The sequence below is a fragment of the Streptomyces sp. NPDC030991 genome, assembly GCF_055571235.1.
In genome coordinates, this window is sequence record NZ_JBVIFR010000030.1 from 23,533 (window position 1) to 47,803 (window position 24,271).

Below are 24,271 nucleotides of genomic sequence, written 5' to 3' on the forward strand. Positions count from 1 at the left end.
ATGTCCCCCTCCTCCCCTTCCCGCTCGTCGTCGCCCCACAGCGGCGACGACGCCCCCGCGGCGCACACTGAACCACCGGCCCCGGCACCCCGTCCCGGCCCGCTGCGCTACCGCCGGCAGGCGGTCAAGGCACGCGGCGGCTCCCGGGAGTTGGGCCCGGCCCTGGAGACCGGCCGGCTGCTGAGCCGACCGCTCCTGCTGCGTCGGCTGACCGAGAGGTGGCTGCCCTCGCGCGACCGGCGGCGCGTGCCGGTGCGGCTCCAGGCGCAGACCAGCGACTGCGGCGCCGCCAGCCTCTCCATGGTGCTGGCCCTGCACGGCGTCGACGTGCCGGTGCGGGAGCTGCGAGAGGCCACCGCCACCGGCAGGGACGGTGTCTCCGCCCGCCGGCTCCTGGACGCCGCCCGCGGGTACGGGTTCGAGGGGCGGGGCGTGCGGGTGCCGTTGCCGCGGCTGCACGATCTGCCCACCGGCGCCGTCCTGTTCTGGAACTTCGACCACTTCGTGGTCCTGGAGCGAGTCAGCGGGCGGTGGGTCTACCTCGTCGACCCGCAGCACGGCCGCAGACGGCTGCCGCTCGAGCAGGTCGGAGACTCGTTCACCGGGGTGGCACTGGTCCTGACCCCGCCGCTCGAGGACCCCTCCGCGGGGCGCGGGCCCAAGCGCCCGGCGGGAACCGACCGGCCCTGGCGGTATCTGCGGCTGTTCCTTCCCAGGACACGTCGCTGGACGCCCTTCGTCGTCTGCTCGCTGCTGCTGCTCGGCTTCAACCTCGCGACCCCGCTGGCCACGAACTACGTGGTGGAGAGCGTGGCGCCGGGGCACGCCCTCGGCCACCTGGAGTTCCTCGCCGTCGGGCTCGGCTGCCTCGTCGGCCTCGACTTCGTCCTGCAGTTCGTCCGTTCCGCCGCGTTCCTGACCATCCAGACGCTGGTCGACGAGACGGTGACCCTCGGCATCGTGCACCGGCTGTTCGCGCTGCCGTACGGGTTCTTCACCAGCCGCAGTCCGGGCGATCTGCAACAGCGGGTACGGACCAGCTCGACCGTGCGGCAGACGCTCTCCGCCACCGCCTTCGCCAGCGTCTTCGACGGGCTGCTGATCCTCGTCTACATGGCCCTGCTGCTGATCGCCGATCCGCTGCTCGCCGCCTTCGTCATCGTGCTGGCGCTCCTCCAGGTCGCGCTCGTGGCCCTGTTCTGGCGGCGCCAGGGGTACGCGGGCGCCGACGCCCTGGAGGCGCAGGCGCGGGCGGACGGGGAACTGACCGAACTCCTGGAAGGCATGGGCACCCTGAAGTCGGCCGGTCTGGAAGCGGTGGCCGGGCGACGGTTCAGCCAGACCCTCGCCGAGGAGCTGAACACCCGGCTGCGCAGTCGGCGCCTGGCGGCCCTGGCGTCGAGTCTGAGCATCGCCTTGCAGGTCGGTGCTCCGCTGCTCATCCTGGTCGCCGGCTCGGTCCGCATCGCGCAGGGCGGGATCTCCGAGGGCAGGGTGCTGGGCTTCAGCGTGCTGGCCATGGGGCTGCTGGTGCCGCTCGCCAACCTGGCCCAGGTCGGCCTGCAGACGTCGGCGCTCGGCGCGTCCCTCTCCCGGCTGAGCGACATCCTGGAGTCCCCGGCGGAGCGGCTGCCCGGTACGGCGGGGCCGCGCGTCGCGGGCGAACTCGCCGTGGAGAACGTCTCGTTCGCCTACCAGGGCGGGCCCCCGGTGCTCACCGACGTCTCGTTCGACGTGCCGCGCGGCAGCTTCACCACGCTCATCGGGGCGTCGGGCTCGGGCAAGTCGACCTGCGGGCTGCTGCTGGCCGGTCTGTACGGCCCGACCGCGGGGCGCGTGCTCGCCGGAGGTCAGGACCTCGCCTCGGTCGACACCGCCGACTACCGCCGCGCCATCGCCTTCGTCGCCCAGGACGCACGGCTGTTCGGCGCCAGCATCCGCGACAACATCGCCTGGGGCGGCACAGACGTGTCGGACGCGGACGTGCAGGAGGCGGCCCGGGTGGCGGGCATCCATGAGGACGTGGCGGCCATGCCCATGGGTTACCAGACCCTGCTCGGCCCGGGGGGCGGCGGGCTCTCCGGCGGCCAGCGGCAGCGGGTGGTGCTGGCGCGTGCGCTGGTGCGCAAGCCACGGCTGCTCATTCTCGACGAGGCGACCAGCGCGCTCGATCCGGTGGTGGAGCGGGAGGTGTTCCGGCGGCTGACCGCGCTGGACTGCACCCTAGTGGTGATCGCCCACCGGCTGACCGCGGTGGAGGACGCCGACCAGGTGGTGGTGCTGGAGAGGGGCCGGGTCGTGCAGCGCGGCCGGCACCGCGATCTCATGGCCGCCGACGGCCTGTACCGGGAGCTGGCCTCGTGAGGGCCGCGCACGGGAGATCCACGGCGACGCACACCGACGACCGGCTCGCGTGCGCGGGCACCGCCGCCGCGGCGAGCGGCGGCGGCGGCGAGCCGCCCGTACCTGATGTGGTGGCGCTGCTCGACGCGGCGGCCGGGCGCTTCGGGGAGCGGCCCGGTGTCACCGATGACTCGGGCAGCTGGACCTGGCGCGGGCTCCAGGCCGCGAGCCGTCGCGTCGCCGGTGCCCTGCTGGCCCGGGGGGTCGCTCCGGGCGACCGGGTGCTGGTCGTGCTGGCACCCGGCCGTCCGTTCACGGCGGTGCTCTTCGGCGCGCTGCGCGTCGGCGCCGTCGTCGTACCGGCGGGCGGCTCCGCCTCGCCGTTCGAACTGGGCTGGGTGCTGACCGACGCCGCGCCCCGGCTGCTCGTGTCGGACCGCGCCGAACTCACCGCCCTCGCCGAGCGCGTGGGAGCGAGGCCGGTCACCCCGGCGGAGCTGCTGGACGGACCGGTGGCCGAGCCGGTGGCCGTTCCTGCCGACGGCACGGCCCTGCTGCTGTACACCTCCGGCTCCACCGGACGCCCGAAGGGCATCGTCTGCCCGCACCGGGCGGTCGCCTTCGCCGCCCGGGCGATCTTCGGGCGGCTGGCCTACCGCCCGGACGACGTGGTGTTCACCCGGCTCCCGCTCTCCTTCGACTACGGGCTCTACCAGATCTTCCTCTGCGCCCTGGCGGGGGCCGAACTGGTGCTGCCGGACGGCACGGCCTCGTCTCGCGAACTGGTGGCGCTGCGCGCGGCCGGGGCCACCGTCGTGCCGGTCGTCCCCACGTACGCGGCCATGCTGGCGCGGCTCGCGGCCCGCGACCGGCGTCCGCTGCCGGTCCGGCTGTTCACCAACACCGGTGCCGCGCTGATCGGTCAGGACGTCCACCGGCTGCGCGGCGCCTTCCCCGGCGCGGCGGTGGTCTGCATGTACGGCATGAGCGAGTGCAAGCGGATCACCGTCGCCGACCCCGACGAGGACCTGGCCCACCCGGCGACCGTGGGCCAGGCCCTGCCCGGCACCCGCCTGTGGGTGGTGGACCCCGCCGGGAGGCCCCTGCCGCCCGGCGAGAGCGGGGAGATCGTGGCGGCGGGCCCCCACGTGATGGCCGGCTACTGGAGGGCCGAGGAGCAGAACGCCGTGCGATTCCGCCCGGCGCCTGACGGCGCGGGTCCGGCGGTGTTCACCGGAGATCACGGCCGGCTCGACGCCGACGGACGGCTGTACTTCGCGGGTCGCGCCGACGACCTGTTCAAGCGGCGCGGCTGGCGCATGGGCACTCAGGAACTGGAGCTGGCAATGCTCGACATACCCGGAGTGCGGGCCGCGGCGGCGGTCCCGCCCGCCGCGGACGGCACCCTGACCGTGTGGGCGGTCACCGACCTCGCGCCGGAGGGGGTGTTGCGCGGTCTCTGCGAGCGCCTCGGCGCCGCCCGCACCCCCGACCGGTGCGTCGTCGTCACCGACCTGCCGCGCACCGCGCACGGCAAGGTCGACCGGGCCGCACTGCCCGCGCCGGAAGGGGCCGCGCGATGAGCCCGGTCACGGCCGCCCTGGCCGACGGGGCGCCGGGGCCCCTGGACCACGCCGGGCTGCACGCCCTCGCGGAGCGGTTCGGCACCCCCGCGTACGTCTACGACCTGGCCGCCCTGCGCGAGGCCGCCGACGCTCTACGCGCCGATCTGCCCGCCGGGGCCGCGCTGCTGTACTCGGTGAAGGCCAATCCGCACCCGCTGGTCGTCCGGGAGCTCGCCAGGTGCGGTCTGCGCACCGAGATCAGCTCGCTGGGCGAGCTGGCGGCGGTGCGCAGTGCCGGCGCCCGGTGTGCGGACGCCCTGTACACGGGACCGGGCAAGACCCCCGGTGAGCTGCGCGGCGCGCTCGACGCGGGCGTGCGGCAGTTCTCCGTCGAGTCGCTCGCCGACCGCGACCGGCTTGCCCGGGCCTGCCGGGACACCGGCACGCGGGCGGAGTACCTGGTGCGGCTCAACGGGCCGCGCGGCAGCAGTGGCGGTTCGCTGCGGATGACCGGACGCCCGACGGCCTTCGGCACCGACTGGCAGGCGCGGGAGGAGCTGGCGGCGCTGTTCACCCCGGCCGGGCCCGCCCGGCCGGTCGGCACCCACACCTTCTCGGCCACCAACGTCGAGGACCCGCGGGCGCTGGCCGTCGAGCTCCGGCAGGCGCTGGCCACCTCGGTCGAGGTCGCCCGGAGCGCCGGTTTCGTACCGGAACTCCTCGACCTCGGCGGGGGCTTCCCCGCTCCGATGGCGCGGCCGGGCCCGCCTCCGCGGTTTCCCGCGCTGGCGGGAACCCTCGCGGCCGCTCTCGACGCGCACTTCCCCGGTCGCGGCCAGGACGGCGGACCGGGTGTCGCCTTCGAGACGGGCCGTCATCTGACCGCCGCCGCGGGCACGCTGCTCACCACGGTCGTCGACGTCAAGCGCTCCGGTGACCGGACCTTCGTGGTTCTGGACGCGGGCGTCAACGTCCTGGGCGGGATGTCCGGCCTGGGCCGTCTCATGGCTCCCCGGACGGTCCCGGTGCCCGTCCTGCCCGCTGAAGGGGCCCGGCCGCCGACCGTGCCCGCCCCCTCCCGCGCGGAGCGGGTGAGCCTCGTCGGGCCGCTCTGCACCCCTCTGGACGTACTCAATCCGGCCGCCGACCTGGCCGATCCGCGGCCCGGCCAGGTGCTGGCCGTGCCCAACACCGGCGCCTACGGACTGACCGCGAGTCTGCTGGGCTTCCTCAGCCGTCCGGCGCCCGTCGAGATCACGGTGGACGGACGCACGGTGGTGGCGGCCCGACAACTAACGCTGCGGACAACGGGAGTTGACATCCATGCCTGAGACCGGTCTGCGCGGGACGCAGCGTCCCGCGGCACCTCGTGAGCACATCGAGGAGCCCGATACGCTCGCCCGGCTCGTCGCGGTCCTTGCCGAGCACGCCGACGCGGCCGACCGCGAGGCCGCGTTCCCCGAGGAGAGCGTGGACGCGTTGCGGCGCGCGGGGTATCTCGGCTTTCTGGTCCCCACCGAGCACGGGGGAATGGGCGGGGACCTGGCGGGGCTGGTGGCGACCGCCCAGGCCCTCGCGGGGGGCTGCCTGTCGACCGCCATGATCTGGGTGATGCACTGCCAGCAGGTCGATGTCCTCGTCCGGCACGCCGGCTCCGGGCTGCTGAACCGGCTCCTGCCCGCCGTCGCCCGCGGCGAGCTGTACCTGGCCTCCGTCACGACCGGGCCGGTGACCGGCGGGCACTTGCTGACCGCCGCCGAACCACTGCGCCGCACAACCGACGACGCGTCGCAGGACGGCGGTCTGTGGCTGGAGCGGACCGCCCCCGTCGTCACCGGGGGCGGTCACGCCGACGGCTTCCTCGTCACCATGCGCGCGGCGCAGGACGCGGGCCGGCACTCCGTGTCCCTCGTCTACGCCGACCGGTCGGCCCTGACCGTCGAGTCCACCGGCGGGTGGAACACCCTGGGCATGCGCGGTACCGACAGCGGGCCGCTGCGGCTGCGGGGCGAAGTCCCGGCCGATCAGGTCGTCGGTGCTCCGGGCGGGTTCCGCCGGGTGGCGACCGACAGCATGATCCCGCTCGCCCATCTCGGCTGGAGCGCGTGCTGGCTCGGCGCGGCGCGTGGTGCGCTGCGCGGACTGCTGGGGTGGCTGCGCGGCAGCTCCGCGCATGACACGACGTCCCCGCTGGTCCGCGAGCGCCTCGCTCGCGTACGGCTCGAACTGGAGCTGGTCAGCGCCTATCTGGAACGGATGCGGGAACGGGTCGACGAGGTGCGTGCCGTCGGTGGCAGCCTCGACGCCCCCGCTCTCCAGATTCAGCTCAACACCCTCAAACTCGCCGCCTCCGAGCTGTCGTTCAGCGCGGTGGACCGCATGGTCCAGCTGGCCGGACTATCGGCCGGCTACGGCGCCGAGAGTCCGCTGCGCCTGGAGCGTGTCTTCCGGGACCTGCGGTCTGCCGCCCTCAACTACGCAAACGACCGGCTGCTGACGGCCAACGGCTCCCTCGCGCTGCTCGACCGGAAGGTGGGTCTGCTGTGAACGCGCCGTACCCGGCATCAAAGCGCCGCCCGTGGCCACCCGTCCCTGCCGAGGTCGCCGCCCCGCCGGTCACCGTGTCGTGGTTCGACCTGCGCCTGGAGGTGGTCACCACCCTCGACGGCGTCCGCGCCGAGATCGCGGCGCAGCACGAAGTACTGGACGCCGCCCCCGGTTCTCGTACGGACCACCGCGTGACGCTGGTCATCGACCCCGGCCTCGTCGAGCGCGTCCGCTCGGCCAGCGCCGGACGGCCCTCCACGTCGGTGGAGTCGTTCGCCGGATGGTGGTACGAGACCTGGCCGGGCGAGGGAGCGGGCCGGGTGCTTGCCTCCGGCGAGGGCCAGGAGTGGGATCACGTCCTGCTCACCGAGGACTTCGTCTCCTGGACGGTGGTCGGCGCGGCGGTGGACGGAGCCGCTGTCGCCGTGGGCCGACTGCTGCGTGAGCTGATCCGTGAGGATCTGGTACGGCGGGGGGCGCTGATGTTCCACGCCGGGGCCGCGGTGTTGCCCGGCGGCCGGGCCGTGATGCTGCCCGGCGACGCCGGGGCGGGCAAGACCTCGTCGGCCGTCCGGGTGGCCGAGGCGGGCGGCCGTGTCGTCGCCACCGACCGGCTGCTCCTGCTGCCGCCGGGTGGCGCGCGCGGTCCGCACGGCTGGTGGATGGTCGGCCTGCCGTCCACCACCCGCCTCGGTGCCGGTGCGGTGGCGGCGTTGGGGCTCGCTTCCCAGCTCATGGGCGAGGCCTCGGTGGGCCGTTCCAGGCCGGACTGGCTGGCGGAGCTCGCTCGCTCCGGGGTGCTGAGCGAGAGCTCCCGGAGCGCCGGGAAGCTGTCGCTCGCCAACAAGGAGGTGCGCACCCTGGTGGGCGGGGGCTGCCTGAGCGCCGCTCCCCTCGACGGGATCGTCGAACTGCGGGCGCAGGACGTCGTCCGACCGGAGCCGACCCGTCCTGCCGACCCGCTCGGCGCGCTCGAGACCCATCTGCTCGTGCCCGACCCCGCATACCGGACGCACTGGCTCGCCGCCCGGCCCTTCCGGGAGGATCCGTCGGCCGCGCGCCGGGCACTGGCGCGGCTCGTCGCGGAGGTGCCCGTGCGGCAACTGAGGTGGAGCCCCGCACGGCACTGTGACGGCGCGACGGCCTCGCTGCTCGGTGCGGCCTTGGAGAGCGCCTGCCGGGACGACGCCTGTGCCTGCGGTGATCCCGCGCCGCCGTCCGCCGTCGCCGTCGCGGCCGACGGCTTTCGTCAGAGCGTCCATCAGGGGCCCGCGGAGCATGCGCCGGCCACCCCGTCCTCATGGAGGAACGAGTGAGCACCTCATCGACACACGCGCCGGTCCCCGCGGCCGGCGGGACACAGCGACCGTTCGCGCTGGAGGGCGATGAGCGGACCGTCCTGCTGGCGGTGGCCGAGCGTCAGGGGCTCGACCAGGTGCCGGACGACGTCGGGGAGTTGCTGCGCCGGCCGGACTTCGACCACGGGCGGTTGATCGAGCACGCTCTGCGGCACAAGCTCGGCGCGGCGCTCTCCGACTACGTGCACCGGCACGGGCTGCGCCGCTCGTTCCCCGTCCCCCTGCGGGTGCCGCTGTTGTCGTTCCATCAGATCGCCCGCCACCGGGCGGCCGTACTGACAGCGGAGGCCGCCCGGGTGTCGCGGGCCGTCGCCGCGGCCGGGATCGCCGCCGCCTGGACGAAGGGGGTCGTCGCGCAGGACCGGCTCTACGACGGACGCGCGGTGCGTCAGTTCAACGACATCGACCTGATGATCCGGCCCGGGGACCGGGATCGGCTGAGCGCCGCGCTGGTTGATGCCGGGTATGTAGCGGAGCAGGTCTGGGACTCGGTCTCGGGGCGCCTGTTGCCCCGGTCCCGTGCCGAGTTGCGTATCTACCAGTTGTCACCGGACCACTTGCCGCACTTCCACCGGCTCGGCCCGGACCCGGTGGTGCCGGTCGTCGTCCTGGACGTCGCCAACAGTCTGACCTGGCACGGTGCGACGTGGCAGGTGCCGATGGACGAGGTCCTGGCCGGACGGCGGAGCTTGCCGGCGGGCGGGGCGTCGTTGCCCGCGCTGTCCGGCGCGCATTCCTTCCTGTTCGTGTGCCTGCACCTGTTCCGGGAGGGGTGGGTCGACCGGTTCGCCCGGCTGAAGGGCGCCAATCTGTCCCAGGTGGCGGAGGTGCTGCGGGAGTGGCGCCGGCTCGGTGCCGGTGAGCGCGCGGCGGTCCGCGACGCGGTCGCCGCCCACGGCCTCGCCCGGCCGGTGGCGTGGGCCTGCGGGCACACCGACCGGGTATTCGGGACCTCGCTCGCCGAGGACGTGGGGGTGGGCGAAGAGGCCACCGCGGAGTGGCTGGGCGAGGGCCGGGACGGCTTTTCGGGCTGACGTGTGGTGGCGCGCCCGGGTGACCCGCCTCGCGAGGGCGGTCACCGGCAGGCGCGCGCCGTGGGCGAGGGCGGCTCGGTCCGTGCCCGGCGGTTCTTGCGGAGCCGGCTCAGGACCTGTGCGCGGCCGGCGTGTTCGGCGAGCGGCAGCAGGTCCTCGATCCGGACGCTCCGCACGCCGTCGGGGGTGGGGAGGAGGACCCGGATGCCGGGGTGGTAGTCGAAGAGCACCTGGCGGTCCCTGCCGCACGGGCCGACGGGTCCCCGGCCCGCGTCGCCCACCGCGACGATCGTGGACAGCTCCCTGGCGCCGGAGGCCCGGGCGTGGCCGAGCGCGACGAGTTCCGCGCAGGGGCCGCCGGTGAAATGGTAGACGTTGATCCCGCCGTACACCTTTCCGTCGGCGCCCCTGACGGCTGCGGCCATGGTGTGGGCGCTGACGTCGCCGTCGGAGTGCGCGTCGACGATCTCCTGGGCGAATGCGATGAGTTCGAGGTCGTCGGGGGTCAGTTCTCGGCTGGGAACAGTCATGCGGTGATGCTAGAGAGGGCCGCTTGCGGGCCACCATCACGAGTTCTCTTGACACACCTGGCGGCACGGCTGTCCCGATGCCGGGTGACGTCGGCGGTGTTCCGTGTCACAGGGCGGTGAACGTGAACTCGAACATGTCGTTCAGACCCGACCTGAGGTATGCGGCGGATTTCGCGTAGTAATTCAGGTGCCAGTCCAGTCGCCGTTCACTTACCAAGGAAAGCAGCGCGGTCCGGTTGGCGTTCAGGTTCCGGACGAACAGGTCGAGCGTGCGCGCGTAGTCGGCGGCCAGCGAGCCGGACGTGTGCACGTCGAATCCCGATTCCCGCGCGCGTTCCACGATCTCGTCCTTCGACGGCACGCGGAACATCCGGCGGTCGGCCGTCACCGTCAGCATGACCATGATGCCTCCCACCGGGAGCAGCGTGCGGCAGTGCGGAAGGAAGCCCCGCTTGTCCTCGAAGTTCTCGAAGGCGTTGACGCAGACGATGCGATCGACGGGTTCGGTGAACTCCTCCCAGCTGCTGAGACGGAAATCCACGCGCGGGCCGCCGCTCTCCGCGTCCCGTCGGCGCGCGTAGGCCAATTGCCCCTCGTCCAGGGTGATGCCGATGCAGTGCGCCCCGTACCGCTGCGTCGCGGCCCTCGCGGTCGCGCCCCAACCGCAGCCGACGTCGAGGACCCGCATGGCGGGCTCGATCCGGCAGTGGGTCAAGATCGCCTCGGTCTTGGCGCGCTGCGCCTGTTCCAGGGACAGGGTGTCACTCGTGAAATAGCCCGAGCTGTGGTTCAGTTCGGGATCGAGGTGGAGTTGGGCATAGCTGGTTTCCATGGTTTCCGGTCCTTTCCCTTCCGGTGTCCTCCGCTCTCCGCGGTGACGGGCCGCCGGATCTCTTGCGCCGCTCTCATCCTGGCACCGGCTCCGCCGTTTCATCGCTCCGGTCGGCAAGTGCGGCCGTCACGAGTATTCGGGACTTATGGCGCGTGCCGGACTCCGGAAAAATGCGTCCCGCAGACATCGCCCGTACCGCCGGAACCCACCCTTGACGAAGGAATCAGCGTGATGGAACTTTCGCTGGACACCATCAAGTCAGCGGCCACGGCGAAGGGGCACCGGCACGGGACGGACCGTCTGGTACCGCCGCGGGATACCTTCGAGAGGGTCCGCCCCCATTTCGCCGAGATCGGTCTGACCCGGGTCGCCAACGTGACGGGTCTGGACGTGCTCGGTATACCCGTTGTGCTGTCGGTCCGCCCCAACTCGCGTTCCCTCGCCGTCCACCAGGGCAAGGGCCTCACCCTCGACGCGGCGCGGGCGTCCTGTGTGATGGAGAGCCTGGAGCGGTGGCACGCGGAGAACATGACCCTGCCCCTGCGTCTGGGCACGCCTCGGGAGATGGCGCGGCTCGGGCAGGTGCTGGACCTGGAGCGGCACGAACTCTTCCAGAGCGAGGACGTCCGGGACCGCAGGCGGCTGTGGGTGGAGGGACGCGACCTGACCGGCGGCGGCGCCGTCTGGGTCCCCCACGCCCTCGTCACCATGGACTTCCGCTGTGACGGCTTCGACCTGCTCGGACATGCCACCGTACCGCCGTGGGGGAACTCCAACGGGCTGGCCTCCGGCAACCACCCCATGGAAGCCCTGGCCCACGCCCTGTGCGAACTGGTCGAGCGCGACACGTTCATCAGGGACTCCGTGCGGCCCGCCGCCCCGCGGAACACGGTCGACCTCGCCACGGTGGACGATCCCGCCTGCCGACAGGTCCTCGACGTCTTCCTGTCCGCGGGCCTTCGGGTCGCGGTCCGGGACCTGACACCCGACCTGGGCATCCCCACGTTCGAGTGCGGCATCGGTGAGGACCCGGGGACCTCGCACAGTCCGCTGCCGATCAACACCGGCTGGGGAACGCATCTGCGCCGCGAGATCGCCCTTCTGCGTGCCCTCACGGAGGCCGCCCAGACCCGGCTCACCTTCATCTCCGGCGCCCGCGACGATCTGCCCCGCAACGTGTACGACTCGCAGCGCGACAGGCTGCGGCTCACGGCCAAGTGGAAGGAGATGTGCGGGAGCGGCGGCACGCGCGCCTTCCACGAGACGCCGAGCCACCGGCACGACACGTTCGAGCAGGACGTGCTCACGATCGTGGACGCGCTGCACGAGAGGGGGCAGTCGCAGATCGTCGTGGTCGACCTGACCAAGACGCACATCGGAATCCCGGTGATGAAGGTGCTCGTCCCGGGCCTGCTGGCCCCCATGGAGTGAGCGGCGCAAAGCACGGTGACCGACCAAGGAGCCAGACAATGACAGCGTTCGTCTTCGTGGGTCCGACCCTGGCCGAGGAGGACCGCCCGCGGGACTGGGACGTGGTGTACCTGCCGCCGGTCGAGCAGGGCCATATCAACGCGCTGGTGCAGGACGGCCCGACGGCGATCGGCATCATCGACGGGAGGTTCCACGATGTGCCCGCGGTCTGGCACAAGGAGATCCTGGAGGCGCTGCACGCCGGCATCCCCGTCTACGGAAGCGCCAGCATGGGAGCGCTGCGCGCCGTCGAACTCGCCCCGTTCGGCATGCGCGGCATCGGCAGGGTCTTCGAGCAGTACCTGGGCGGTGCCCTCGAGGACGACGACGAGGTCACCGTCGCGCACGCCGGCCGGGACGACGACCACGTACAACTCTCCGACGCGATGGTGAACATACGGGCCACGCTCCGCGAGGCGCGCGCCCGGGACGTCATCGGCGACGCCACCGAGCAGCGCCTCCTGGACCTCGCCAAGGCGACGTACTACCCGCAGCGCAACCTGCGCCTGACCCTCGCGGAAGGCCGCGCCGCCGGGCTGCCGGAGCACGAGATCGACGCGCTCTCGGCATTCGTCGCGGAGCACTCGGTCGACCAGAAGAAGTGCGACGCCCTCGCCATGCTCGCCGTCATGCGGGGCGAGCACGGCACGCTCCCCAGATCCGAGGCGGGCTTCCCCCTCCAGCGGAACGCGTTCGTCGAGCGGTCGCACAGCAACGGTCTGGTCCACGACGGGGACGGCGACTTCCTGCGGATCAACGCGATCCTCAACGAGGTCAGGCTGCGCCCCGCCCGCTATCTCCGCCTGCGCCGCGACGCGCTCGGCGCCGTCGTATCCCGCCTGGGCACACCGCCCTGCGACGCGCGGACCAGGACATCGACCGCGCTGGCCCGATTCCGCACGACCCACCACCTGACAGCGGATGCCCGGTGGCGGAGCTGGCTGGCCGAACGCGAGTACACGCAGGAGGCCTTCACCTCCCTCGTCGAGGACGAGGTCCTCGCCCGCAGCCACCGCCCCTACGGCGGCGCCCTGAACCTGCCGTTGCTCCGGGCGCTGCGCTCGGACGCCGACCATGCGCGCGTCGTGCGCCGCGCCCGCGCGAAGAAGCACTTCATCGCGGCGCACGGACTCGCGGACCCGTCCGGCCCCGGCCACGTGGCGGACAAGGAAGTCCTGCGCTGGTACTTCGCCTCGATCGGCACGCCGTTCCCCGGTGACATCCACCGGTACGCCATCAGTCTCGACTTCCTGGACGGCTACGAGTTCCTGAAGGCCGTCAGGGACGAGTTCCACTACGTGCACGGCGACTCGACGACACCGTCCGCCGCCCCCGAGTTGACCTGCGAGGCGCGGGAGAGTGACGAGGACGACATCAAGCGCCACATCTCGACCGCTGTCTGGGAGGCCGAGTGGCCGAGCCGCTGAATCCGTCCGCCCCCTCGGCACCGTGGGACGCCGGACACCCGGCGGCTGCGTCGGCAGAAGTCCGGCCGAGGAGCACCGTTTTGTTCAATCTTCGCACCTTTTGCGGACCGTTCGTCTTGCTGCCGAGCAGGTTGGTGAGCCCCTGATCCCATGGCGAGCGGGGCCCGTACCGGAGAACCTTGAGTCAGCGGGGGTTGCGGACCGAGAGCCCGACCGCCGCGATTCCGCACCACTTCACGACAGGAGTCCCAGTGAACGCCAGACGCCCCGTCACCGCAGTGATCACCGCCGCACTGCTCGCCCTTGGTGCCGTTTCCGTCGCGGAGGGCACGGCCCTGCACTCCGCCGCCGTCGCGGCGAACACCTCCGACAGCGGCTGGGGCAGTGTCGAGCCCCCCGTGGCCTCGGGCGAACTGCGTACGGCCGTCGCGCCGGCCGACAGCGGCTGGGGCAGCGTCGAACCCCCGAAGGCGTCCAGCTGAGCGCGCACCGCCACCGCGGGCCGCTGGCTCCCTCCGCTCCGGCCCCGTTGCGCGACCGCGAGCGCTCGCCCGTCGCCCCCGGATGACCCCGATTCCGGTCGGGGAGGACCACGCCCGGCAGGCCGTCCCTCAGCCTGCCGGGCGGTCGGGCTGTTGGGGAGCACATCCGCGCGGTGTCGCGGAAACTCGTGACTACGCGGACGGACGCGCGAACGTCACAATGCCGTTCACACCGCCGTCGGGTGCCGGGACCGGTGGTAATTCTGTGCAGCGACGGAAGCGGCACCGACTCGACGGAGCCCGCGGTTTTCCGGCCTGGGACGGGCCGAGGCGAGATCGGAGAGTTGTGCCGCAGCCCCAACGGCTGGACAAGCCGCTCGATGCGTTCGTGCGGGAGATCGCGCTGTGCGTCGCGACGAACGGGGACAAGGGCCCAGCGCTGTTCTGGCCCGAGAATCTCCGCACTTTGCCCGCACTGCAACGTCTCGCGCGCTCCGGCCGCCCGCCCGGTGACGAGTCCCGCGCACCCGGACCGCGGGTATCCCCCGCGGCCGGGCCGCCGCGACAACCCGGGGCCGTCGGCCCGGAGGCCGAGCTGCTGGCAGCCGCGCTCGGCGAGCAGCTGGGCCTGCTGGTCTGCCCGTCCTACCGGTTCCTTTCCTGCGGGGCGGTCGGCGCCCGGCAGGCGTCGTGCGCGGCCGAGTACATGGTGACGGTGCTCGACGGCGCGTGCCGGTGCCGGGTCACGCGCGATGCCGATGCCGCGGGAGAATCTCCGAAGGATGCGGTGGACCTGCGCCTACGTGCGGGCGGGACACTCTTCGTGCCCCGCGGCCACGCCTATGACCTCCTCGATGTGCACACCCCGACGGTCCTGATGGAGCTCGTCCTGAACGAACCCGAGTGAGAGCCCGGGTTCTTGACGTGGCGTCGGTTCACGAGTCGGAGTTCTGGAGTTCCTCACCCTCGGACGCCGGGTCGTCGTCGCTGAGCAACCCCCGTGTGGCGACGGCGAATCCGGCCTGGAAGCGGCTCTCAGCGCCGAGCGTCTGCATGATGTCCGCGATGTGCTTGCGGGTTGTCCGCAGCGACATGCCGAGGCGGCGGGCGATCGTCTCGTCCTTCCGTCCGGTGGCCAGCAGCCGCAGGATGGTGCGGTCCAGGTCCTTGGCCACGGCCTCCAGTCCGTCGGCGGCCGCGTCGGAGAAGGGCTGCGCCTCCGTCCACGCCTGCTCGAAGAGTTCGCACAGGAAGTGCACGACCGACGGTTCACGGATGGCGACGGCCCCCCACGTTCCCCGGTGGTCGGGCAGGAACGCCAGGGTGCGGTCGAAGACGATCATCCGGCCGCAGAGTTGGTGAGCGGTCCGGTACTCGGCACCGAGGGCGCTGGCCAGCGCCACGTAGGCCTGGCTCGGGCTGTTGAAGCGCGCGGTGTGGTGGTACAGGGTGCGGATCCGTACGCCGCGCGCGAGCACCTCGCTGTCTCTGGCCAGCGCGTCTTTGAGCACCTCGGGGGCGCGTGTGCCGCCGGGCTGGACGGTGATCATCTCCTCGCGGCACATCTCGGCGGCCCGGTCCAGGGCGGCCCGTACCTCGCTCAGAGCAGGGATGGTCTCCAGGGTGGCGGGGGTGCCGCGCAACCCTTCCTCGTAGTGTGCGGAGAGCTGCACGAACTGGTCGCGCAGGGCCCGTAGGGATATCTCCTGCTCGCGGATGGCCCGCTCCACGGGCGCCGACGCCACCGCGGCCGCCAGGTGCGGATCGACGGCTCTGAGCACGCCGTGGCCCACCGTGTCCCGCTGGAGCAGGCCCAGTTGGAGGAGAGAGTCGACGGCGTCGGTCACCTGCGCCTCGCTCAGCGCCAGTTCCGCTGCCATCCGCGCCGGGTCGAACTGCCGGTGGAGGGCGATCTGCCGGTAGACGGCCTCCTCCTCGGCTCCGAGCTTGTGGTCGACACCCACTGTGGGATCTTCAGCCCGCTGCCGCACAGTCATCCCCTGTCTATGCCGAGCGACGTGGGAACACAGGAAACTCGCTTGGCCCCATGCGATGCGGGCGGTCGACTCTTCACAGACCTGAGGGTCCTCTCTTCTGTGGATACGCACCCGAGTTGGGGCGTGGGCACGACGAGGGCGCCCACCGCGCCGGGACCGCGAGGATCTCTCGCGTCTCCCCATCGGCCAACCGTCGCGACGCTGCGACGCTGCGACGCTGCGACGGACGCTTCCCCGAACCCGCCCGGCCGACGTTCACGCGCCACCGATTCATGCTGATGATGCCCCCCAAACGTGACCGGTGCGTAGCTGGGCGGGACATACCATAGCGCCCGCATCGAAACGGAGGCACGGAGGACATGCGGGGCACCGGCAAACGGGCGCTCGCGGGCGGACTACGGGCGCGGGGCGGTTGGTTGGGCGGCGGTGACCAGTCGTGGAGTCGGAGCCGGGGGCCCGTTCCCGCCGCGGAGCCCGCCCGTAGCGGCGGTTTCCCTCCACCTTGCTATGAGCGTGTCCGCTCGCACGGTGGTCGTGTGACGTCCTGATGGGGCCCTCATCCGAAGGTCTCTCAAGTTGTCATCCTCATTCTCCAGCTCTTCCTTCTCCTCTTCTTCGTCGTCCGAGCCGGTCAGCTCAACGCTGGCCGCGTTCGGGTGGGACGAGGCACGGCCTGCGTGTGGGCTGGCCGGCGCACGCCGTCCCTGCGGTGTGTGGGGATCTCACCTCTGCGAGTGCCCGCCAGTTCGGCCGGATCCGCTGACGGTGGCGAGTGCGGCCGCGCCGACCGCTGCAACGGGTGGGATCGCTTCCGTGCAGTGGACAAGCGCGAGAACTACGACAGCAACCACTGACGTCAACGCGGTGAGGACGCCGATCAGGCTGAGCCACCGGTGATTCGGCGCCGGCACGCTGTCGTGTCGGCTCACGCCGGGTTCGCCGTTCATGTCCCCTCACCCGGTCGCGGCTCTGCAGCGGCCCCTTGCTTGCGCTGCCAGTCACCCAGCCGGTGCAGCCTGCGGCGCACCCGCTCGCCGAATTGCTGTGGATCTGTGGCTCCGCTCCGTCGCGCGGCCTCGGTCCAGCTACGGACGGAAGGGTCACGGACATAGAGAAGGGCGACGTCGCGCTCGTCCGGGTCGAGCGCGGCCAGGACCTCCCGTGCGCGCGGGTCATCGATCGTCTGCTCGGTGCAGGATCCGTCCGGCCGTACAGTGTCGGCCGCGAGGTCGCTGAGGGCGAGTCCATCCGTGGTCGGTGTGTCGAGCAGGGACACCTGACGGCCGTTGATCTTGTGTTCCCACAGGGGCTGGAGCTGAGTGTGGGTACGTTCGGCCTCTCGCTTAACGTGCCGGGGAATCAGGAGCGCCGCGTCACTCCCGTGCAGCATCGGGACCCAGTCGCCTAGAAGTGCTGTGGAGACGGCTTCCCTCCACCGGGACCCTCGCACGCCGCGGATGCCCAGAGTGTGGCGCGCGACGTGCTCGACCACCTCGTGATGCCCGTGGACTGCCGCGTGTTGGCCCTCCAGCAGACTGGTCACCGGCCCGTAGAACAGGGCCTGCCGCCGAGCCATGTCCGCCGCCACGGCCCCCAGCATCGCTTGCTCGGACACCGAGAGGGAATTGCGGGGCGGATAGATGCCCGCCATCATCGAGAGCCGCTGGGTGATGTTGGCGACGGGATATTGCAGGTCGACGTAGTCGAGACCCTCGACTCCCACGGGTGGCGGCACGGGAGGTAATGCGCCCACGGTCTGTACTCCTCCTGCTAGGTACTGGTCTGGTCGGGCGGTGAAGCCCTACTACAAGGCCCGGCAGAAGCCCCTTTCAGCACTCGCGCGGGAAAATGTGCTGTAGACCACATGCGTCCGGTCAACCGGTGGTCAGCTGGCGGTGAGGGTTGTCGGGGATGTCGCTTGTCGCCGAGCCTCGATGTCCGTCGGAGCCCTGCGGCTTGATCGATGTCGCCGAGTTTCCATGCGCTCGGACGTTCGGTGGCCTTCTCCGCGCGTCAGGTACCGAGCCATACGATGCTGATCGTGACGCGCTTCAATGAGGTCAGGGCATCGTTCTGGAACGACGACGACTACGGAGTCCAGCCCTCGCTGACGGAAGAGATGGTTCAAGACGCCGAACGCCTGCTCGGCGTTTCGCTTCCTGCTTCGCTGCTGACGCTTTTGCGGGTGCGGAACGGCGGTGGGGTGGCGGGGCGCTGGAACGTGTTTCCCACCCGGATGCCGACCTCGTGGAGCGAGAACCACGTGCCGTTCAGTGACTTGATGGGGATCGGCCGACGTGAGCGGATCACATCGCTTCTGGACACGCCATATCTAGTTGAGGAATGGGACCTCCCGGCGCCGATTGTCCTTCTGTCCGGCGACGGCCACTACTGGGTGGCGCTCGATTACCGGAACTGCGGCGGGCAAGGCGAGCCGTCGGTCACGTGGTTGGACGCCGACGCGGAGAGCGACCTCGTCCTTGCTCCGGACTTCGAGTCGTTCGTCGAAGGGCTCACGTCAACCGACGGGCTCGACGCAAGCGTTCAGCCGATCTGAAGTTGCCGGCCGACAGCTTGTCCCGCTCGGATGGCTGTGTAGGTGAGTTTGGGGTTCTGGCACAGATAGATCTGTGCCAGAACCCAGTTCTCACCTACCAGAGTAGACCCGGGAGCCGTCGGGTGGAGTCAGAGTCCATCTACAAACGGAGTCAACGAACACCTGCGAAGCCAGCCGTCGTAGCTGCGGTCCTGCGGATCGGGTCGGGTCGCGCGGCGGGGGCAGCTTGCCGAAGTCACCCGTGATGGTCATATGCGAGTTCTGTTCTGGTGGCGCCGAGCGGCCCGTGAGAGACGGGGGCGGGGTCAGCGGCTCAGGTGCTGGGCGAGGAAGTCGGCGTTGGCGGCCGCGTCGTGGCCGAGCTGCAGGCTGCGGTGGGGCAGGTTCGCCAGGTGGGCGGCGACGGCCTGGCGGGCGTGGTCGTTTCCGCTACCGGTGGGGGCCAGGCCGAGGATGTCGGGGTAACGTCGACCCGCACGGCAACGCCTCCACGTACTGGTACACCAAGGAGACGAACTACTACTCCAAGAACGCCGACACCACCGTCGACGGCACCGGCTACACCCGGGGCGGCCACCTCGACCGCATCGACTACGGCCTGCGCAGCGACCTGATCTACGCCAAGCCCGCCGCCCAGCAGGTTCTCTTCAGCTATGCGGAACGCTGCGTCACGTCCGGCGGCTGCGACAGCCTGAACAAGGACACCAAGGCCAACTGGCCGGACGTGCCCTTCGACATGATCTGTGCTGCCAAGACCAAGTGCACCACCCAGATCGGCCCGGCCTTCTTCACCCGTAAGCGCCTCACCGACATCACCACCTCGGTCTGGACGGGTACCGGTACCACCCGCCGCAACGTGGACACCTGGCACCTGGCACCTGGAGCAGAGCTTCCCCGACACGGGCGACGCCTCCTCCGCGAGCCTGTGGCTGAAGTCCATCCAGAACACCGGCAAGGCCAACAGCACCGCGGCGCAGCTCCCCCCGGTCGTATTCGGAGGCATCCAGATGCCGAACCACGTCGAGGGCAGCGGCCAGGACACTCTTCGCTACCTCAAGTGGCGGGTCCGCACCATCAAGTCGGAGAGCGGTTCGACCCTCACCGCCAACTATTCCGACCCGGACTGCGTCTGGGGCTCGGACATGCCCTCGGCCGTCGACAAGAACTCCCGTCGCTGCTTCCCCGTCAAGTGGTCGCAGTCAGGGGCGACTCCCACCACCGACTGGTTCCACAAGTACGTGGTCACCTCCGTTCTCCAGGACGACCCGTACGGCCACGGTGACACCGGTGAGACGTCCTACGACTACCAGGGCGGCGCCGGCTGGGGGTACGCCGACGACGAAGGTCTGACCAAGCCGTCCAACCGCACCTGGTCCGCCTGGCGCGGCTACGGCAAGGTCGTCGAGACGGCCGGTGACTCCGAGGGCCCGCGCTCGAAGAAGTCCACCCTGTACATGCGCGGCCTGAACGGGGAGAAGGAGCTCGACGGCACCGCGCGCGTGGAGAAGGTCACCAACTCCACGGGCACCGCCATCGACGACTCCCGCCCGTACGCGGGGTTTGTCCGCGAGACGATTGTCCTCAACGGTTCGGACGAGGTCAGCGGCACCGTCAACACCCCCTGGTCGTACAAGACCGGCAGCCACACCTATAGCTGGGGCACCACCGACTCCTGGATCGTCCAGCCCAGCGAGATCTCCACCCGCACAAAGACCTCGACCGGCACCCGCACGGTCGGGCAGAAGACGACCTACGACACCACGTACGGCATGCCGACGACCGTGGAGGACTTCGGCGACACCGCCAAGAGCGGTGACGAGACCTGCACGCGGACCACGTACGCGCGCAACACCACGGACTGGCTGGTCAACACGCCCAGCCGGGTCGAGGTCTACTCCGTCGGCTGCTCGGCCACGCCATCCCTTCCCAAGGACGTCGTCTCCGACGCCACGACCGCCTACGACAACCAGGCCGTCGGCGTTGCCCCCACGAAGGGCGCCGTGACGTCGACGTACCGCGTCGCGAGCTACGACGCGAACAAGGCGCCGGTCTACCAGAAGGTGTCCGGGGCGACGTTCGACGAGCTGGGACGCCCGCTGACGGAGACCAACGCCCGGGGCGCCACGGTCGGCACCGCCTACGTCCCCGACGACACCGGTTACGGCCCGCTGACCGCCAAGACCACCACCGACCCGATGAACTACACGGCGACCACCGTCGTCGATCCGGCGTGGGGCACCGCTACGAAGACCACCGACGCCAACAACAACGTCACCGAGTGGTCCCTCGACGCCCTCGGCAGACTGGGGTCGGTGTGGAAGCCGGACCGCTCCCGCGCACTGGGTGACGCGGCGACCCTCGTCTACGACTACAGCATTAACAACGACAAGGAGACCTGGATCCGCACCGACGCCCTCAAGGCGGACGGCAAGACCTACAACAGCTCCTACGAGATCTTCGACTCCCTGCTGCGGTCCCGCCAGACACAGGTACCCGCGCCGAACGGCGGCCGGGTGATCTCCGAGACGCTCTACGACGACCGCGGCCTGACCGCGATGGCCAATGACCAGGTCCACGACAGTAAGGCGCCCACGGGTGCGCTGGCCAACACCTACCCCGGCTCCGTACCCGCCTCCACCGAGACGGTCTTCGACGCCGCCGGCCGCGCTACCGCATCGATCTTCCGCGTCTACGACCAGGAGAAGTGGCGCACCAAGACGGAGTACCAGGGCGACCGCACCGCCGTGACCGCCGCGGCCGGGGGCACCGGCACGCTGAGCATCGTCGACGCCCGCGGGCGGCTGATCGAACGCCGTGAGTACGGCGGCCCGGCCCCGTCCGGCAGCGACTACACCCGCACCCTCTTCGAGCACGACCCGTCGGGCAGGCTCACCAAGATGACGGGTCCGGACAACGCCGTCTGGTCGTACGACTACGACCTGCGCGGGCGCAAGACCACCTCCACGGACCCGGACAAGGGGAAGGTCACCACCACCTACAACGACGCCGACCAGCCGGTGACCACCACCACGACGCTGAACCGGACCTCGCGCACCCTGATCACCGACTACGACGACCTGGGCCGCAAGATCGGTACGTGGGACGGGGTCAAGGACGGCGCGCACCAGCTGACGAAGTTCACCTACGACACCCTGGCGAAGGGACAGCCGACCGCCTCGATCCGCTACGTGGGCGGCACCACCGGCAAGATCTACTCGCAGGCCGTCACCGGCTACGACGCGCTCGGCCGTCCGAAGGGCACCAAGTCCGTCATCGCGGCCAGTGACCCCCTGGTGGTCGCGGGCGCGCCGAACACCTTCACCACCTCGACGACGTACAACATCGACGGCACGGTGCAGTCCACCTCGATGCCAGCCGTGGCCGGACTGCCCGCGGAGACGGTCACCAACAGCTACAACGAGCTCGGCCTGCTCACCGGCACCGACGGCATGACCGACTACGTGCAGAACATCGGCTACTCGCCGTACGGCGAGATCGAGGAGACCCGTCTGGGAACCTCGACAGGGGCCAAGCAACTGCAGGTCCTCAACCGCTACGAGGACGGCACACGCCGGCTGTCCAACATGCACACCGTCGACCAGACCAACTCCGGGTACACCAGCGACGTCGACTACACCTACGACGCCACCGGAAACGTCAAGGCCATCACGGACAAGGCGAACGGCAAGGACACCCAGTGCTTCGCCTACGACGGGCACCGTCGCCTCACCGAGGCATGGACCCCGTCGTCCAGCGACTGCGCCACCGCACGCGCGGCGAACGCGCTGGGCGGTCCCGCGCCGTACTGGACGAGCTGGACCTACAAGCCAGGCGGTCTGCGGGACACTCAGGTCGAGCACAAGACGGCCGGCGACACCACCACCGCGTACGGTTATCCGAACCTCGACGCGAACGGCGGCGGCCAGCCCCACTCGCTCACGTCGGATGCGGTCGACGGCGGCCCGGCGAAGACCTTCGAGTACGACGAGCAGGGCAACACCACCAAGCGCTACGGCGCGACGGGCACGGCGCAGAGCCTGACCTGGGACATCGAGGGTGAGCTCGTCCGGCTCACCGAGGGAACGAAGACCACGGACTACCTCTACGACGCCAACGGCGACCTCCTGATCCGCCGCGGGGCCGGCACGAGCGTGCTCTACCTGTCCGGTCAGGAACTCCACTACGACACAGGGGCCAAGAAGTTCACCGCCGAACGCTACTACCCAGCGGGTGACATCACCGCCGTGCGCAGGGAGACCGGCCTCACCTGGATGGTCGACGACCACCACGGCACCGCCTCCATGGCGGTGGACGCGACGACCCAGGCCGTCACCCGCCGCTACTCGAAGCCCTTCGGCGAGAGCCGTGGCGCGGTGCCCTCGCTCTGGCCCGACGACAAGGGGTTCCTCGGCAAACCCGTCGACTCCGACACCGGCCTCGTCCACGTCGGAGCCCGCGAGTACGACCCGGCAACGGGCCGATTCCTCTCCGTCGACCCGATTCTCGTCACCGAGGACCACGAGTCGCTGAACGGCTACGCCTACGCCGACAACACCCCCGTCACCAAGACGGACCCCACCGGTCTGCGCCCGATCACGGACTGCGAACGGGGCTGCAGCGACGGCAAGGGCGGCACGTACACGGATTACATGGGCATGGGGCCCAACGGCGGTTGGGTGTACCACACCACGAAGACCTACACGGTCCAGGTTCCGGGCACGAGCAGCACGTACATCAGCGCGACGGTACGAACCACGTCGGGCCGGACGACCTCCGTCGACGTCGCTGTTTACACCAAGCCCAAGCCCAAGTTCAAGAAGGGGCCGAACCCCGAACCGGAGCGCAAGCAAGGCAAGAAGGGCAAGGTGATGGATTTGTCTGCTCAGGAGCTGGTGATGCTCTGGGCGAAAGGCGGACCGTCCGACGTGACGCTGCCTCCGGACGGTGAATTCGTGCGGCAACTACGCACGGAGGACCACTTTAGAGGCTTCATCCGCAAGATGCAGGGCCTGATCAAGGACGGCACCTACACCGCGAAGGGATCGTTCGACAAGTCGCACGCCGAACGCAGCAACGTCGCGAAGGCCTGGGAGGGGCTCACGGACCTCACCGGCTTCTTCACCGAGGGGATCTACGGCGGCAGCCCCGCGAGCATGGCCCTCGGGTCCTACAACCTCGACTACGAACTGCTCGGGGTCTCCTGCGAGCCGGCCCGGACGGACTCGGAATGGGATCACGGGGCGCTGGTCGGACAGGTGCGCGTCTCCATCTCCAACACGATGACGGTAGCCTCGGCCACCCGCAGCCTTTCGGACGACGGGTACAAGAACGGAAAGTCCAACGGAGTCATGAAGGCGGGCTCCGACGCCGTTAAGCACATCTGGCCCGACGGTCAGAAGGACATCACCGTACGGATCAACTGGATCGAGGAAGTCTATGTACCGAATTAGGAGCGGACGGCGGGCGCTTCTCGCCGTCACCGTTTCCGCCTTCCTCGTCACGGGAGCCATCGGTTGCGCAAAGCAATCCGACCTCGCCTCTGCTCCGATCTCCGCGTCGGTCTCCACTTCGGAGTCGGCTTCCGACTCCGTTCCGAGCGAAGGACAGATCATCGGCTCGTGGAAGAACAAGGGCGGTGACTGGATCACCTTCCGCAAGGGAGGCAGAGGAACCATCTCGGACGGGGCGCAGCTCCAGCTGAGTGAACTGATGGAGAAGGCCGACACGAAGCCGGAATGCACATTCTCCTGGGGAATCGACACTGTTCCCGCGGGTGGGGACACCTGGGTGTCCGTCAACTTCGCGGCGGGAGAGTGCGGGCCGACGCCGGGAGAATTCGGCCTGTACTCCTACCATGTGGAGAAAACCGGCGAATTGCGGCTTTCCCCGGCCGTGGAGCACCCGGAGGCCGGTGAGATCTACGTTCACTCGAAAGCGGCCGAGTAGGGAGTGATCCGGGGGGCCTTCGGCCCAGTCCGCGGGGAGGCGAGAACATTCGCCTCCCCGCAGTCGTGCCGACGGCCCGCCGCAGGAATACCGCCACGAGTGTCCAGCCACTACGAGGGGGCCCGGGTCCAGAGCCTGGCCCATTCAACGTGCGACGTCATCAAAAACCAATGCAGCCCTCAA

17 protein-coding genes are annotated in these 24,271 nt (G+C 70.6%); 13 read left to right on the plus strand and 4 right to left on the minus strand.

The genetic code is table 11. The annotated features are described in order from the left end of the window. From ACZ45E_RS35960 to ACZ45E_RS35985, 6 genes are read left to right on the plus strand one after another with little or no spacing between them, the layout of a single operon-like run. Positions 1-2,364, plus strand: a complete 2,364-nt coding sequence (locus ACZ45E_RS35960; protein WP_468229645.1) for a peptidase domain-containing ABC transporter — start codon at positions 1-3, stop codon at positions 2,362-2,364. Then, entirely contained in the window at positions 2,361-3,926 is a 1,566-nt protein-coding gene (locus ACZ45E_RS35965) for a class I adenylate-forming enzyme family protein (protein ID WP_468229557.1), read from the plus strand. The genes ACZ45E_RS35960 and ACZ45E_RS35965 overlap by 4 nt, the downstream gene beginning before the upstream one ends. Continuing rightward, positions 3,923-5,239 (plus strand): type III PLP-dependent enzyme domain-containing protein, encoded by a 1,317-nt coding sequence (locus tag ACZ45E_RS35970; RefSeq protein WP_468229560.1) that lies wholly within the window; start codon positions 3,923-3,925, stop codon positions 5,237-5,239. Before ACZ45E_RS35965 ends, ACZ45E_RS35970 begins: the two co-directional genes overlap by 4 nt. Then, the gene (locus tag ACZ45E_RS35975; protein WP_468229563.1) at positions 5,232-6,455 is read left to right on the plus strand and encodes an acyl-CoA dehydrogenase family protein; all 1,224 of its coding nucleotides are present in this window, start codon (positions 5,232-5,234) and stop codon (positions 6,453-6,455) included. The genes ACZ45E_RS35970 and ACZ45E_RS35975 overlap by 8 nt, the downstream gene beginning before the upstream one ends. Further along, a complete protein-coding gene (locus ACZ45E_RS35980) occupies positions 6,452-7,771 on the plus strand; it encodes a hypothetical protein (protein WP_468229566.1) in 1,320 nt (439 codons plus the stop codon). Before ACZ45E_RS35975 ends, ACZ45E_RS35980 begins: the two co-directional genes overlap by 4 nt. Beyond that, complete coding sequence (locus ACZ45E_RS35985) at positions 7,768-8,847, plus strand: nucleotidyltransferase family protein (RefSeq protein ID WP_468229569.1); 1,080 nt, start codon at positions 7,768-7,770, stop codon at positions 8,845-8,847. Before ACZ45E_RS35980 ends, ACZ45E_RS35985 begins: the two co-directional genes overlap by 4 nt. A 41-nt stretch (positions 8,848-8,888) precedes the next feature. Here ACZ45E_RS35985 and ACZ45E_RS35990 read toward each other — a convergent pair whose 3' ends face one another. Next, complete coding sequence (locus ACZ45E_RS35990; RefSeq protein WP_468229572.1) at positions 8,889-9,377, minus strand: cytidine deaminase family protein; 489 nt, start codon at positions 9,375-9,377, stop codon at positions 8,889-8,891. 106 nt (positions 9,378-9,483) lie between these two features. Continuing rightward, entirely contained in the window at positions 9,484-10,209 is a 726-nt protein-coding gene (locus ACZ45E_RS35995; protein WP_468229575.1) for a class I SAM-dependent methyltransferase, read from the minus strand. A 231-nt stretch (positions 10,210-10,440) separates the two neighbouring features. On the opposite strand from ACZ45E_RS35995, the gene ACZ45E_RS36000 reads away from it, so the two are divergent. The 4 genes from ACZ45E_RS36000 (at position 10,441) to ACZ45E_RS36015 (ending at position 14,495) form a co-directional block, all read left to right on the plus strand. After that, on the plus strand, positions 10,441-11,640 hold the full coding sequence (locus tag ACZ45E_RS36000; RefSeq protein WP_468229578.1) for a YcaO-like family protein: 1,200 nt from the start codon (positions 10,441-10,443) through the stop codon (positions 11,638-11,640). Between the two features lie 38 nt (positions 11,641-11,678). Next, positions 11,679-13,106, plus strand: coding sequence for a TfuA-like protein (locus tag ACZ45E_RS36005; RefSeq protein WP_468229581.1), 1,428 nt, complete (start codon positions 11,679-11,681; stop codon positions 13,104-13,106). 251 nt (positions 13,107-13,357) lie between these two features. Then, positions 13,358-13,588, plus strand: a complete 231-nt coding sequence (locus tag ACZ45E_RS36010) for a hypothetical protein (protein WP_468229583.1) — start codon at positions 13,358-13,360, stop codon at positions 13,586-13,588. A gap of 346 nt (positions 13,589-13,934) precedes the next feature. After that, a complete protein-coding gene (locus tag ACZ45E_RS36015) occupies positions 13,935-14,495 on the plus strand; it encodes a hypothetical protein (RefSeq protein ID WP_468229586.1) in 561 nt (186 codons plus the stop codon). Between the two features lie 28 nt (positions 14,496-14,523). Here ACZ45E_RS36015 and ACZ45E_RS36020 read toward each other — a convergent pair whose 3' ends face one another. Both ACZ45E_RS36020 and ACZ45E_RS36025 read right to left on the minus strand, forming a co-directional pair. Next, positions 14,524-15,552 carry a helix-turn-helix transcriptional regulator gene (locus ACZ45E_RS36020; RefSeq protein ID WP_468229589.1) on the minus strand — a complete coding sequence of 343 codons (1,029 nt, stop codon included), beginning with the start codon at positions 15,550-15,552 and terminating at the stop codon, positions 14,524-14,526. A gap of 976 nt (positions 15,553-16,528) precedes the next feature. Continuing rightward, positions 16,529-17,338: a hypothetical protein gene (locus tag ACZ45E_RS36025; protein WP_468229591.1), complete on the minus strand. Its 810-nt coding sequence runs from the start codon at positions 17,336-17,338 to the stop codon at positions 16,529-16,531. A 279-nt stretch (positions 17,339-17,617) separates the two neighbouring features. Here ACZ45E_RS36025 and ACZ45E_RS36030 point away from each other — a divergent pair, with 279 nt between their 5' ends. The 3 genes from ACZ45E_RS36030 (at position 17,618) to ACZ45E_RS36040 (ending at position 24,088) form a co-directional block, all read left to right on the plus strand. Next, a complete protein-coding gene (locus ACZ45E_RS36030; protein WP_468229594.1) occupies positions 17,618-18,142 on the plus strand; it encodes an SMI1/KNR4 family protein in 525 nt (174 codons plus the stop codon). A 1,007-nt stretch (positions 18,143-19,149) separates the two neighbouring features. Continuing rightward, positions 19,150-23,592, plus strand: coding sequence for an RHS repeat domain-containing protein (locus tag ACZ45E_RS36035; RefSeq protein ID WP_468229595.1), 4,443 nt, complete (start codon positions 19,150-19,152; stop codon positions 23,590-23,592). After that, positions 23,579-24,088, plus strand: coding sequence for a hypothetical protein (locus ACZ45E_RS36040; protein WP_468229598.1), 510 nt, complete (start codon positions 23,579-23,581; stop codon positions 24,086-24,088). The genes ACZ45E_RS36035 and ACZ45E_RS36040 overlap by 14 nt, the downstream gene beginning before the upstream one ends. The last annotated feature ends 183 nt before the right edge of the window (positions 24,089-24,271 follow it).